This is a genomic window from Octadecabacter antarcticus 307 (assembly GCF_000155675.2).
Taxonomy (GTDB): Bacteria; Pseudomonadota; Alphaproteobacteria; order Rhodobacterales; family Rhodobacteraceae; genus Octadecabacter; species Octadecabacter antarcticus.
The window spans coordinates 4,316,405-4,330,219 of record NC_020911.1; the positions used below are offsets into that span (position 1 = coordinate 4,316,405).

14 protein-coding genes and 1 pseudogene are annotated in these 13,815 nt (G+C 54.4%); 3 read left to right on the plus strand and 12 right to left on the minus strand.

Translation table 11 applies throughout. From position 1 onward, the window contains the following. Positions 1–12 precede the first annotated feature (12 nt). From argB to OAN307_RS22015, 3 genes are read left to right on the plus strand one after another with little or no spacing between them, the layout of a single operon-like run. Positions 13–879, plus strand: a complete 867-nt coding sequence (gene argB, locus OAN307_RS22005; protein ID WP_083903180.1) for an acetylglutamate kinase — start codon at positions 13–15, stop codon at positions 877–879. After that, entirely contained in the window at positions 876–1,490 is a 615-nt protein-coding gene (locus OAN307_RS22010) for a hypothetical protein (RefSeq protein WP_015501664.1), read from the plus strand. The genes argB and OAN307_RS22010 overlap by 4 nt, the downstream gene beginning before the upstream one ends. Beyond that, entirely contained in the window at positions 1,487–1,990 is a 504-nt protein-coding gene (locus OAN307_RS22015; RefSeq protein ID WP_015501665.1) for a SixA phosphatase family protein, read from the plus strand. Before OAN307_RS22010 ends, OAN307_RS22015 begins: the two co-directional genes overlap by 4 nt. Before the next feature lie 6 nt (positions 1,991–1,996). Here OAN307_RS22015 and OAN307_RS22020 read toward each other — a convergent pair whose 3' ends face one another. From OAN307_RS22020 to rpsM, 12 genes and pseudogenes are all read right to left on the minus strand, one after another. Next, positions 1,997–2,788, minus strand: coding sequence for an amino acid ABC transporter ATP-binding protein (locus tag OAN307_RS22020; RefSeq protein WP_015501666.1), 792 nt, complete (start codon positions 2,786–2,788; stop codon positions 1,997–1,999). A gap of 11 nt (positions 2,789–2,799) precedes the next feature. Next, a pseudogene (locus tag OAN307_RS30490) lies at positions 2,800–3,450 on the minus strand (amino acid ABC transporter permease); the annotation flags it as partial. A gap of 1,723 nt (positions 3,451–5,173) precedes the next feature. Then, complete coding sequence (locus OAN307_RS22030) at positions 5,174–6,406, minus strand: amino acid ABC transporter permease (protein WP_015501668.1); 1,233 nt, start codon at positions 6,404–6,406, stop codon at positions 5,174–5,176. Positions 6,407–6,548: 142 nt separating this feature from the next. Then, complete coding sequence (locus tag OAN307_RS22035; RefSeq protein ID WP_015501669.1) at positions 6,549–7,565, minus strand: amino acid ABC transporter substrate-binding protein; 1,017 nt, start codon at positions 7,563–7,565, stop codon at positions 6,549–6,551. Between the two features lie 199 nt (positions 7,566–7,764). Then, on the minus strand, positions 7,765–8,487 hold the full coding sequence (locus OAN307_RS22040; RefSeq protein ID WP_015501670.1) for an ATP12 family chaperone protein: 723 nt from the start codon (positions 8,485–8,487) through the stop codon (positions 7,765–7,767). A gap of 9 nt (positions 8,488–8,496) precedes the next feature. Then, positions 8,497–9,540, minus strand: coding sequence for an RluA family pseudouridine synthase (locus OAN307_RS22045; RefSeq protein ID WP_015501671.1), 1,044 nt, complete (start codon positions 9,538–9,540; stop codon positions 8,497–8,499). Further along, complete coding sequence (gene crcB, locus OAN307_RS22050) at positions 9,537–9,911, minus strand: fluoride efflux transporter CrcB (RefSeq protein WP_015501672.1); 375 nt, start codon at positions 9,909–9,911, stop codon at positions 9,537–9,539. The genes OAN307_RS22045 and crcB overlap by 4 nt, the downstream gene beginning before the upstream one ends. Positions 9,912–9,952: 41 nt before the next feature. Further along, a complete protein-coding gene (locus OAN307_RS22055) occupies positions 9,953–11,260 on the minus strand; it encodes a replication-associated recombination protein A (protein ID WP_015501673.1) in 1,308 nt (435 codons plus the stop codon). 87 nt (positions 11,261–11,347) lie between these two features. Next, positions 11,348–11,764, minus strand: a complete 417-nt coding sequence (gene rplQ / locus OAN307_RS22060; RefSeq protein ID WP_015501674.1) for a 50S ribosomal protein L17 — start codon at positions 11,762–11,764, stop codon at positions 11,348–11,350. 128 nt (positions 11,765–11,892) lie between these two features. Beyond that, positions 11,893–12,909, minus strand: coding sequence for a DNA-directed RNA polymerase subunit alpha (locus OAN307_RS22065; RefSeq protein WP_015501675.1), 1,017 nt, complete (start codon positions 12,907–12,909; stop codon positions 11,893–11,895). 123 nt (positions 12,910–13,032) lie between these two features. Continuing rightward, positions 13,033–13,422 (minus strand): 30S ribosomal protein S11, encoded by a 390-nt coding sequence (rpsK, locus tag OAN307_RS22070; protein ID WP_015496624.1) that lies wholly within the window; start codon positions 13,420–13,422, stop codon positions 13,033–13,035. A 15-nt stretch (positions 13,423–13,437) separates the two neighbouring features. Continuing rightward, positions 13,438–13,806, minus strand: a complete 369-nt coding sequence (rpsM, locus tag OAN307_RS22075) for a 30S ribosomal protein S13 (protein ID WP_044045089.1) — start codon at positions 13,804–13,806, stop codon at positions 13,438–13,440. Between the last annotated feature and the right edge of the window lie 9 nt (positions 13,807–13,815).

The following is a 13,815-nucleotide window of genomic DNA, read 5'->3' on the forward strand; positions in this document are numbered from 1 at the left end:
AAGGACGCCTTGATGAGAAAGCAAGACATGAACCGCGATTGGATCGCCACCGCCGCCACACTCAGCGCGGCGCTGCCCTATCTGCAACGCTACAATGATGCGATTGTCGTCATTAAACTGGGCGGCCATGCAATGTCATCGGACGAAGAGATGGACAATTTTGCCCGCGATGTGGTGCTGATGCAGCAGGTTGGCGTGAACCCTGTCATTGTCCACGGTGGCGGGCCGATGATCAACGAACTGCTTGGCAAGCTCGATATTAAGTCGGAATTTCTGGACGGCAAACGTGTGACCGACAAAGCGACTGTTGAGGTCGTGGAAATGGTGCTGTCGGGTCGGGTGAACAAGTGGATCGTCAACGCGATCAACCGTCAAGGTGGCCGCGCCGTCGGGCTGTCGGGCAAAGACGCGAACCTGATGATCTGCGATCAAGATGCGCCAGAACTGGGGCTGGTCGGAACACCAGCCGAGATTGATACACAAATTCTGAAAACATTGTTTGACGCCAATACCATACCAGTAATCGCGCCGCTTGGTGCTGGGCGGAACGGGGAAACATTGAACGTGAACGGCGACACAGTAGCGGGCGCGATTGCGTCGGCATTGACGGCGGATCGTTTGTTATTGTTGACGGATGTGTCTGGTGTGAAAGATGGGGATGGCAATGTTCTGACCGAATTGACCCCAGAACAAATCGCTGACCTTACAGCGTCCGGTGTGATCGCAGGTGGAATGATCCCGAAAACGCAAACCTGTCTGGCCGCACTTGCAGGCGGTGTGCGGGCGGCTGTAATCTTGGACGGACGCGCGCCAAACGCTTGCCTGTTAGAACTTTTCACCGAACATGGTGCTGGTTCAATCATCCGGGTTGCAAAGTGACGCTAGACGACATTGCAGCGGCGGCTAAACTGTTGCATTTGACCCCGCTTGGGGGATTTCATGAAGCTGAAACAACCACAATCCTGTTCGGCCCATTGGAGCCGGGGTTTTGGGCCTATGTGACCCAGCGACCCGAATTCGGCGGCACTGATCCATTGGACAACTGGTCCCATGCAACCATTACGTCACTTGCTGAATCCACCAGATCGCAAGCGCTTTTCCCGTTCGGTGGGCGGCCATATCATCCCTTTATTGCCTGGGCACTGCGCAGCGGTGAAACTTGGCAAAGCCCTGTCGGATTGCTCGTTCATAGGGATGCGGGCCTGCTCGTGTCATATCGCGGCGCTTTGCGGTTTGACCATCGTATTGACTTGCCAACACCATCCTCAAAGCCTTGTGACACTTGCGCAGATCAGCCCTGCCTAACCGCCTGCCCCGTATCGGCGCTTTCCTCCACGGGCTATGATGTGCCAAGCTGCAAGGCCCATAACGAAACCGATGCAGTATGTCGTGCGGGTTGCCGCGTGCGTATGGCATGTCCCGTGAGCCAATCCTACGGGCGCGTCCCAGCGCAAACTGCATTTCATATGAAAGCCTTTATCATCGAATGACCAAGCGTTTGATCCTGATCCGCCACGCAAAATCGAGCTGGGACGCCCCGTTTGATGACCATTCTCGCACGCTTAACGACCGGGGACGATCATCAGCGACGGCGTTGGGCAACTACCTGAAGATGCGCGGCGATTGCCCTGATACAGTCTATTGCAGTGATGCGGCGCGCACGATTGAGACTACAGAGCGTATCGTCGCAGCGATGGGAGCAGCGCCTACGATCCACCGCATAGGTAAGATGTATAATGGGTCCGCCCCCGCGCTATGGAACGTCTTGCGCAAAGCTAAGGGGGACGTGGTCGCGCTTGTCGCGCACAACCCCGGAATCGCGTTCTTTGCGGAAGACTTGGTAAATAAGGCACCCAATCATCCGCGATTTTTAGACTACCCAACCTGCGCGACCTTGGTGTGTGACTTCCCCACAAACGACTGGGCCGAAGCAGTGTCCCGCTCCGGCCAAGTGATAGATTTCGTCGTCCCGAAGGACCTAAATCAATAGACGTATTTAGTGGCCTAGGATCTGGCTGAGGAACAGCTGTGTCCGCTCTGACTTCGGATTGTTGAAGAATTCTTCAGGCTCGTTCTGTTCAACGATCTGACCCGCATCCATAAATATAACGCGGTTCGCGACTTGACGGGCAAAGCCCATTTCGTGGGTCACGCAGATCATCGTCATACCCTCTTCGGCCAGTTCGATCATCGTATCAAGAACTTCTTTGATCATCTCGGGATCGAGAGCTGATGTCGGCTCATCAAACAACATGATGCGCGGCTTCATGCACAGGGACCGCGCAATTGCCACACGCTGCTGTTGACCACCGGACAACTGACCAGGATATTTGTTAGCTTGCTCAGGGATTTTCACCTTTTCGAGGAAATGCATCGCCGTTTCTTCGGCTTCGCGTTTGGGCGTTTTACGCACCCAAATCGGGGCCAGCGTACAGTTTTCGAGGATCGTCAGATGGGGGAACAAGTTGAAGTGCTGAAAGCACATGCCAACCTCTGAGCGGATTTTATCGATGTTTTTTAGGTCCGATGACAGCTCAGTTCCATCGACAAGAATAGTGCCCGCTTGGTGTTCTTCCAGACGGTTGATGCAGCGGATCAGCGTGGATTTGCCAGAACCAGAAGGTCCACAGACCACGATGCGTTCGCCACGGTTCACCGTGAGATTGATGTCGCGAAGAACGTGGAACGTACCGAACCACTTATTCATGTCCGTGATCGAAATGGCGACCTCGTCAGAGACCTTCATCGCTTCACGATTGACTTCGCGTCCTGTTGTTGTGTCAGACATTGATGGTCTCCTTAACGGTGCTCACGTTGAAGCTTTTTCTCGAGGTATAGGGAATATCGGCCCATGCTGAAGCAGAAGAGGAAGAACAGCGCGCCAATGAAGACGAAGAGCTCCCAGTAGATGCCGTTCCAATCCGTGTCGGCACGGATCAAGTTCGAAAATCCAATGGGGTCAGACAGGCCAATAAATACCACCAGTACAGTGTCTTTGAAGAGGCCGATAAATGTGTTTACAATGCCCGGAATGGAGATTTTCATCGCCTGCGGCAGCACGATCAACTGCATGGACTGCCAATAGGACAGACCCAATGAATCGGCACCTTCGTACTGGCCGGTTGCCAACGCTGCGAGACCACCACGGATAACTTCCGCGATGTAGGCGGCCGCAAACAACGTCACCATGATGATAACGCGCAGCAACAAGTCGAAGTTCGTGCCAGGAGGCAGGAAGTAGTTCAACAACAGTGAACCGGTGAAAAGCCAAACAATCAGTGGAACCCCACGGATCACTTCGATGAATGTCACACAGATTTTTTTAACAATGAACAGGTTCGACTGACGACCAAGCGCCAGCAGGATACCCAATGGCAGCGACAAAACGATGCCCGCGATACCGATGATAAGCGCCAACATGAAACCACCAATCTGGCGGCTGTCGACAGGACGTAAACCCACACGGCCGAGCTCGGCGTAGGTGCCCGAGATCGTAGCCTGAATGTTCAATTCGTCACTTTTCGCATCAAGGTAGCTGTTCAATGCTGCCCGTTTTTCGTTGCTCGCATCGTCGGGCAATTGACTGACAGCGATCATGCCGCGCTGGTTGCGTGGAAGTGCATCCAGCAGAGCGGCGGTCTGTTCGCGCAATTCAGGAAGCGACACTTCTTGGTCAAGCAACGAAGTCAACGATGATAAGAAACGACGACCACTGGATTGGGTGGAAGACACGCGGAACGTGTCCTGCGCGACCACTGTCGCGTCATCGCGCAGCCCTGCAAGGACTTTCATTTGGCTGAGCAGTGCCGCCTGCGGTGAAACAAGATCTTCCACATTCGACGCGATAATTTTGCCCTGAATGTCTTTGAGCGTTGTGATGTCAGCGTCGAAGCTGGCGATTACGGTCATAATGTCCGCGCGCAACACACCAATTTCGTCCATTGACGATTGCGTCGTAATACCAGTCGCGCGTTCTTGCAGCGTCACCAATGGTTCAATCAACGTGGACTTCGTCACCAAGGCATCAACATCCGCCAGGATCGACGGATCCTCAGCAGCAGCGGTCGCGACCAAGTCAGTGACGACAACACTTGGATCCACTGTGTCATTTTCGATGTCACCAATCGCATCACCTATAAGATCTGACACGTCCTGAATAAGACCAGAGGCCCGATCTGTGGCGTCTTGCGCCTTGGATACGTCGGCCTCGGATGCATCACTTGCAGCGGTTGGACTGCCGTCCCAATCGTTCAGGATCGCTGCTAAATCATCGAGGCTTTCTTCCGCACCAACAAGCTGACGTAGGGCGACTTCTTTTGTTTCGATTTGCGCCTCAATGGCAAATTCTTCGATGCGGATTTCATCCATGGACTGAAGCAGGCCATTTTTGACTTCCACTGCTTCAGCGATTCCAGACGCTTGTTCTTCAGAAATTGCTTCCATTGCCGCAACTTCTGCCGGAAGGCGAACTGCAGCTTCTTGCAACGTCGCGATCGCACTTTCGAGTCGGCCAGAGCCGATCATTTTATTCAATCCGTCGTTGATCGGGCCCATGATAGCAGCCCACCACAACAATGCAGCGACAACAGCACCAAGGTTCGCAACGATGGGACCCGTGATTTTGCCCAATGCTTTGTGTGCGAGAACACCGACTATAAAGCCCATCGCGGCCAGGAATGGTGCCCAGAACGACCCACCCCAAATCAACCAGGTGGCAATGAACGGGTAGGCAAACGAGAACCAGATCATTTGGCCAGGCACTTTTTCAGCGAACAAAACCGGTGCGAGCGCGACAAAGAACAGCGCAAACGCGAGAACCGGACGCCAGTACAGTTCGGGCGGATAGAAACCGAACATGATCTGCAACCAACGGTCTTCGATGACCGCCCAGCATGCGCCCCCGTGACTGCTTTTGTAGAACGAAAACAGCACTTCGCGACATTCAGTAAGAGAGCCTGCATTCCACACACCGCCAAAGGCCCATGGCAGGACCAGTGACAGCGCAAGATAGACGACAAATAGCGATAGCACGGTGAGAAGGATGTTGAGCCAGCCAGAAAACAGGTTTTCACGGACCCATTTGATGACGCCAGTTTCAGCGATTGGCGGCGCCTGCTCGTCAATCATTTTGTCGCGAACATAGCTTACGGTTTGCGCGTGAGTTTCGCTCATTTCAACGCTCCTGCAACTGAGTGCGGTTGTTGTAGACGTTCATAGCCCCAGAAATCGCAAGACTGACCAGGAGGTAGAAAGCGCCAAGCAGCAGCATGCCCTCCAGCTCTCTTCCGGTCTGGTTGATCGTGATGCCACCCAGCGTGGAACGTACGTCCATGTATCCCACAGCAATCGCGAGCGAGGAGTTCTTGGTAAGGTTGAGATATTGCGAAATCAGTGGCGGGATGATTACCCGCATCGCCTGCGGTAAAATCACAAGGTTTGTTGTACGATTGGGGCGCAGACCCAACGCGAACGCCGCTTCTGATTGGCCCTTTGAAATCGCAAGGATACCAGCACGCACGATCTCTGCGATGAAGGCGCCAGTATAAAGCGACAGAGCCAGCCAAAGCGCGATCAACGAGTTCCGCAAGTGGATGCCGTCTGAAAAATTGAAGCCCCTCAGTTCAGGATACTGAAGTTCTGCCCCCATCAAAACCATAACCAATCCGACCGGAATGATCAGAATGGCAAGTTGTTGATACCATGTGTTTGGGCGCACGCCGGTGTCTTCTTGCACAGCATCCGAACGCTTACGAACCCCGCGAATAACGATCAGGCTGACCACTAAGATCACCAGTAAAATAAGCCAGTTCATCGCTGACGAGGCCAAAAAGCCGTTTTCTAATATGATACCAGGAATGTAGACGCCACGGTTAGTGACGGCAACGCTGTCATTGAGGATCATACTGGCGTCACCACCGACCCTGAACTCTCGGATGCGCGACATGCCTTCGGTCATCAGCGCCATGATTGCAATGATCCACAGCAGCAACGGCACGTTGCGGAAGCCTTCAACATAAACTGCCATCAGGCGGCTCACGACCCAGTTATTTGACAGGCGCAGCACACCGGCTGTAACGCCAAGGACCGTGGCCAAAACGCACCCGAGAAAGGCCACAAGGAGAGTGTTCAAAATGCCAACAAATGCAGCACGTCCGTGGGTGGACTGGGAGGAATACTCGACCAGCCGTTGGTTGATGTCGTAGCCCGCAGGCTGCGTCAGAAACCCGAAGTCAAAATCCTTGCCCAATGCCGCGAGGTTCTGGATCGTGTTGTTCACAAGCCAATAAATGCCCGCGATCAACAGGATAGTCGCAATCACCTGAATAGTAATCGAACGATATCGGGTGTCATAGATAAGCTGGCTAAGCTGAAAACCGACTTTCGGTGGATCGGTGAGCGTTGTCATCCGTGAACTCCCTAGCCCTGGTCATCTGAGCGCCGGTTGGTCCGGCTGCACGTGTCATCAGGCTTCTTATAATTCGATCTTATCGTCTTGGTCGTATGCGAAAGGGCGCGATCCAAAGATCGCGCCCTTTGCTAAGTTGTATTTAGCGGAATGGTGGGGAGTAGATCAGACCACCTTCGGTCCACATGGCGTTCAGGCCACGTGCAAGACCGATCGGTGTGTTCTCACCGATGTTCTTCTCAAACAACTCACCGTAGTTGCCGCCTGCCATGATAGCGTTCTTCGCCCAGTCAGCCTCAAGGCCGAGCATCGCGCCGAGTTCACCTTCGGTACCCAAGAGACGGTTGATCTCTGGGTTGTCGGTGCCATTGGCCAGTTCTGCGATGTTTGCAGATGTCACGCCAAGCTCTTCAGCAGCGATCAGTGCATTCAACGTCCAACGTGCAACGTCAGCCCATTCGTTGTCGCCGTGGCGAACAAGTGGACCAAGTGGCTCTTTGGAGATGATTTCCGGCAGCAGAACGTGGTCGCCAGGATTTTCGAACGTTGCACGTGTAGCAGCCAAACCGGATGCATCTGTCGTGTACGTGTCACATGCACCAGCAAGGTACTGCTGCTGGCCTTCGGCGTTGGTTTCGATCGGCACTGGCTCATAAGAGATGTTGTTTGAACGGAAGTAGTCCGCCAAGTTCAACTCTGTTGTTGTACCAGTCTGAATGCAGACAGTCGCGCCATCGAGATCTTTGGCGGATGACACACCCAATTCACGTGGAACCATAAAGCCTTGGCCGTCGTAGTAGTTGATGCCAGTGAATTCGAACTTGAGGTCGACGTCGCGTGAGAAAGTCCACGTTGTGTTCCGTGCGAGGAAATCGATCTCGCCGGATGCAAGTGCAGTGAAACGTGTCTGGCCAGTTGTTGGAACGAATTCCACAGCCATCGGGTCACCAAGCACAGCCGCAGCAAGTGCGCGGCAAACGCCAACGTCAAAGCCTTCCCAAACGCCATTGGCGTCGGGTGCAGCAAAACCAACAAGACCAGTGGTCACGCCGCAGTTCAATGTGCCACGCGCTTTGACGTCGTCAAGCGTGCCAGCAGCAGCAGCGCCAGCAGCGAGACCAGCAATGGTCAGAGCGCCGAGGAGTACTGAATTTTTCATATTATACCTTCCTGAGTTTCCCTGCGTGAGTCACAGGGTTTTAGTTCTGTCCAGTCAGACAGGGGCGTTAATTAGCAGGTAGACCTGCGCAACTTAGTGAGAGTGCGAGGATTCACTCACAGAGGTCAAGGGGCCCCACACCTGAAACCAAGAAAATCGTAGGGAACTTCGAGCAATGCAATGCGATTTTGCGGTCGATTCACCTGTGAGCGCTACCAGTTGCCATTTGGTAGAAATCAGCCGCATGCACAAATGCTGTACGTTTTATTTCAGCAACTCGCGCCGCGTCATCGTCCGCACCCCATCTTTCCGCCTGCCACGTTTCATCAATACGCGACAACGCCCAAGCCTCCTTTGGTGCAAGCCGACCTCGTGTCACCCCAAGTGCGATCACTAAAGATCCAGACATCGCGATTAAGTCGTGAAAAGCCGCCAATTCAAAAGGGGTTGCCGCAAAAATCGGCGCAGTAAGAACATTTAGGTCAGTTTTGTTTTGATCAATTGGCATGATTCCTGCGGTTTGGATCAGCCGCGCTCCAAATGTGTCATGTGCCCAGTCCAGCAACGGATCCCAGCCATCACTCTGACGCTGCACCAGTCCCTCGGGATTTTCGGCGCGGTAACATAGCAGATCGCTGCCACCATAGGCGGCCAGCATTGCCGCGACTTCGCTAAATTGTATTGCGACCTTATCGATCGCGGCATTCGCAGAGCGTGTGACCGGCATTACGTTGGGGTCAATCTTTTCAACCACCAAACGCCATTCACCTGCTACTGCATCCGCCATGGCGCGTGTCGGTAAAACGAGCGCGGCTTTCGCAGGGGTTTTCACTAGGCGGGAGTCGAGCTGAACAGCAAAGCCGCCGTCCGTCTCGATCACTGTTACATCAGTCCAGAATCGTTTTGCGACCCAATTACTCATTATTGGCGCTCATAGCAGTCCCTCAAAAGGATCATCAGGAGCGTGCTTTTCTTCCCAGCCAAAGAAGCTCCATGTCTTTCCCATATGTGGCGGAAGCGATGCCTTGATCCACAGCTCTTTGCCGGTCTCAGGGTGTTCGATACGCAAGGATCGCGCGTGAAGATGCAGCTTTCGGCCGATCTCTTCGCCCATGCCAGCACCCCATCCGTCGCCGGGGTTATCCTGCACCGCCTGTGCGCCATATTTGCCATCGCCAACAATCGGGTGACCGATTTCGGCCATGTGCGCGCGCAGCTGGTGTGTGCGGCCCGTCACAGGGGTCAACGCGACCCACGCGGTGCGATCCGCCAGCGATGTCAGCACAGTGTAGTTTGTTAAAGCGCGTTTTGCGCCGAATGTTTTATCGACATCCTTGGGATGAACGCATTTCATCCGCTCATTGTCGCCTTTTCCACCATGGCCACCCTGCTTAACCAGCCCATATTTCACCGATCCCAATTTCGGGATTGGAACGCCTGCAACCAACGCCCAATAGATTTTTTCGGTGTTGCGGTGGCGGAATGCGTCAGTCAGAGATTTTGCCGCCATGCGGGTGCGCGCAAGGATCAACACGCCTGATGTGTCTTTGTCGAGGCGGTGCACAAGACGGGGCTTTTCATCATAGCCGAACCGCAACGCCTCGGCCATGCCATCAACATGGCGCAGCTGTTTACTCCCGCCCTGCGTTGGCAGACCAGCGGGTTTGTTCAGCGCAATCACGTGATCGTCTTTGTAAATCACACAGCCTTGAATCAATTGGATGTCAGCCTTCGTCATATCGCGCGGACGCTCATCCACTTCGTTCGCATCCGGCAGCGGTGGAATCCGAATTTTTTGGCCTACTTCGACGCGTGTGTTGGTCTTTACCCGCCCCCCATCGACACGGATTTCGCCCTTGCGGCACATCTTTTCGATGCCGCCCTGCTGTAAGTGGGCAAAGCGGCGTTTGATCCAGCGATCAAGGCGTTGGTCGCCCTCATCGAGGCCGACTGTCAAGTTTTGAACGCGGCTCATACCAGCACTCCTCGCATGATGAAAATTCCCAGCACCAGTGCGGTGATGGATAGGATGACGGATAACGCGACATAAGTGGCAGCTTGGCCAACCTCACCGCGTTCAAATAGCAAATACGCCTCAAGCGAGAACGCGGAGAATGTTGTGAAACCACCCAAGATACCGGTCATCAGGAACGGGTTGCAGTGGCTAAGCAATTTTTGCCCCAGATAGACGACGGCTAAGCCCATCAAGAACGAGCCAAGGATATTGACCGCCAGCACGCCTGTCGGAAACCCGCCCTGCGGACGGAACATGGCCACGCCAACGCCGTAGCGGGCTGCGGCGCCGATTGCACCGCCAAGGGCGACTTGGAGGACGGTTGGTATCATCGCTGCGTCATAGGCGCATGGGTGCCAGAGTCAACTGTGCGTCACCTGTTCCGCTTGTCACGAAGCTTGGCGAAATAGTCCAAACGCTTTTTCAATTCGCGTTCAAACCCGCGATCAACAGGTGCGTAATACACCCCGCGTTTCATCCCGTCAGGGAAGTAATCCGCACCGCTGAATGCATCTTCTGCGTCGTGATCGTAGGCGTATCCGTCGCCATATCCGATATCTTTCATCAATGACGTTGGCGCGTTGAGAATGTGTTTGGGGGGCGGTTCGCTGCCAGTTTTTGTCGCTGCCGCCATTGCGTTCTTGTAGGCCGCATAACCCGCATTGGATTTCGGCGCGAGTGCGAGGTACGTGACCGCCTGCGCCAACGCCAGTTCGCCTTCGGGCGATCCCAGCCGTTCATAGGTTTGCCACGCTTGCAGGCAGATGTTTTGTGCCTGCGGGTCGGCGAGCCCGATGTCTTCGACCGACATGCGGGTGATGCGGCGGGCCAGAAAGCGAGGGTCTTCGCCGCCTTTTAGCATCCGTGCGAACCAGTACAGTGCTGCATCAGGATCAGACCCACGCACAGATTTATGCAGCGCAGAGATCAGGTTGTAATGCTCGTCACCCGACTTGTCATACCGCGCGGCGCGTTTCATCAGACGGGTCGACAGGGCGTCAGTGTCGAGTTTGCCGTCCACCTTCCACGCCGCGACCTGTTCGATCAAATTTAGCAACGCACGCCCGTCACCGTCCGCCATTTCCAAAAGGTTTTCACGGGCGGGCCCGTCGAGTGGGAGTTTGCGGACCAGATCTTTTTCGGCACGTTGGGCCATACGTTCAAGATCAGCTAGGGTAAGTCGTTCCAAAACAAGAACTTGCGATCGAGACAATACAGCTGAATTCAGCTCGAAGCTGGGGTTTTCCGTCGTTGCGCCAACCAACAGGATTGTCCCATCTTCCATGTGCGGCAAAAACCCGTCCTGCTGGGCCTTGTTGAAACGGTGGATTTCGTCGACGAACAACAATGTGCCTTTGCCATTTTCCCGACGCATTTTAGCGGCCTCGAACACTTTTCGAAGGTCTGGCATTCCGGTGAAAATTGCGCTGATCTGAATGAAATATAGATCCGTTTCATCGGCCAACAGCCGCGCGATTGTGGTTTTACCAACCCCCGGCGGTCCCCAGAAAATCAGCGATGACAACGACCCTGAAGACAGCATCACACCTAGCGGCGCATCAGGCCCGAGAACTTGTTCTTGGCCGATAACATCGCCCAGCGATTTGGGCCGCAGACGGTCTGCCAGTGGGCGGTGCGCCGTGTCGGGAACAGATGCGCCAGTGTCAAACAAATCAGCCATGATTCAGCCTAAAGCTATAAAACTAGGGGTTCAACGCAAAAGGCCCGCCTGAAACAGACGGGCCTTCGCAAATTCTATTTCGCTCGTTTACGCGTCAGCTTCTTCAGCTGCAACGCGGGCCTTGTCGCCTTTGCCTTTGGCATCAACGTCGCGGTCTACGAATTCAATGATCGCCATTGGCGCCATGTCACCGTAGCGGAAACCGGCGCGTAGAACGCGCACATAACCACCTTGGCGGTCTTTGTAGCGTGGTCCGAGGATGTCGAACAATTTGGCGACATACTGGTCTTGCTTGAGCTGTGCATTGGCTTGACGACGGGCATGCAGGTCGCCGCGTTTCGCCAGTGTGATCATTTTCTCGATGATCGGGCGCAGTTCTTTTGCCTTAGGCAAAGTTGTCTTGATTTGCTCATGTTCGATGAGCGAACCAGCCATGTTAGCCCACAAAGCCTTGCGGTGTTCGTGGGTGCGGTTCAGGCGGCGATAGCCTCGTGCGTGACGCATGTGTCTTCTCCAAATATATGCCCTCTACGGGCCGTTTTACTTTGTCTGGCAACAGATGCGTGTCCGCTGCTCTCATTGGGTCATGTGACCAGATCGTTAGCGGGGGGCCAAAAGCCCCCCAGCCGTATTTAGAAAGAGTCTTCGAATTTCTTCGCAAGATCTTCAATGTTGTCCGGTGGCCAGTCCTCGACGTCCATGCCCAGGTGCAAGCCCATGCCTGACAGCACTTCTTTGATCTCGTTAAGCGACTTGCGACCGAAGTTCGGTGTGCGCAGCATTTCTGCTTCAGTTTTCTGAATGAGATCGCCGATGTACACAATATTGTCGTTCTTCAGGCAGTTTGCGGAACGCACCGAAAGCTCAAGCTCATCAACCTTCTTCAACAAAAGCGGATTGAATTCCAGCCCGTCATCATCAGATGCGGTTTGTGCGGACTCAGGCTCATCGAAGTTCACGAAGATCGACAACTGATCCTGCAGGATACGCGCAGCAAATGCCACGGCGTCGTCCGGCGTGATAGATCCGTCTGTTTCGACTTTCATCGTCAGCTTATCATAGTCGAGCACCTGACCTTCACGGGTCGGCTGTACGTCATAGCTGACTTTTTTGACCGGCGAATAAATCGCGTCGATGGCCATCATACCGATGGGCGCATCTTCGGGCTTGTTCTTGTCTGCAGCCACATAGCCGTTGCCAGTGTTAACCGTCAGTTCCATGTACAATTCAGCGCCTTCATCAAGGTGGCACAACACGTGGTCCTTGTTGAGGATTTCGATGCCAGCAGATTCCGAAATGTCGCCTGCCGTGACAACGCCCGGGCCCTTGGCTTGCACTTGCAAACGCTTCGGGCCTTCGACTTCCATGCGGATCGCGACACCTTTGAGGTTCAAGACCACGTCGGTGACGTCTTCGCGAACACCAGAAATACTGGAGAATTCGTGCAAAACGTTGTCGATCTGAACAGCCGTGATGGCAGCGCCCTGAAGCGAGCTCATCAAGATGCGGCGCAAAGCGTTGCCGAGTGTGAGGCCGAAGCCACGCTCTAGCGGTTCAGCGATAACAGTCGCCTGACGTGACGGGTCATTACCCGGCTGCACGTCCAATTGTGTCGGCTTGATCAGTTCAGCCCAGTTTTTGTGGATCATGTGTCCCTCCATTCCAGTTTGCCTTCATGTCCGAAAGGCAAACGCCCGAGGTTAAAATGACGGATTGGGGCCGCGGTCCAACCACACAGGCAGAACCACGGACCCCAAGACGTTTGGTGTCGCTTAGACGCGGCGGCGCTTTGGTGGACGGCAGCCGTTGTGCGCCATTGGCGTTACGTCGCGGATGGACGTAACGTTCAGCCCAGCAGCCGCCAATGCGCGCAATGCGGATTCACGACCAGACCCTGGACCCTGCACTTCGACTTCCAGCGTCTTAACGCCATGTTCTTGTGCTTTCTTGGCGACATCTTCCGCAGCCATCTGTGCTGCGTAAGGTGTGGATTTGCGCGAACCCTTGAAGCCCATCGTGCCAGCAGACGACCATGCGATCGCATTGCCCTGTACGTCGGAAATCAGGATTGTTGTGTTGTTGAACGAAGAATTCACGTGAGCAACGCCAGCGGCGATGTTCTTGGAGACCTTCTTCTTGGTGCGTTTAGGATCGCGTGCCATTGATTAGGTCCTCCCTTATTTCTTCTTACCGGCAATGGCCTTAGCGGGACCTTTGCGAGTACGTGCGTTTGTGGATGTACGCTGACCGCGAACGGGCAGGTTACGGCGGTGACGCAGGCCACGGTATGAACCAAGGTCCATTGCGCGCTTGATGTTCATCTGAACTTCGCGGCGCAGGTCGCCTTCAACCATGTAGTTTGCGTCAATGTGCTCGCGGATCGCGAGAACTTCGGCGTCGGACAATTCGTTAACACGACGGGTAACGTCGATCTTAACGGCCTCGCAGATAGCTGCTGCTGAGGTGTTACCGATTCCGGTGATATATGTGAGGGCGATTGGAACCCGCTTTGCAGTCGGGATGTTTACGCCGGCAATACGTGCCACGTGTGCAAT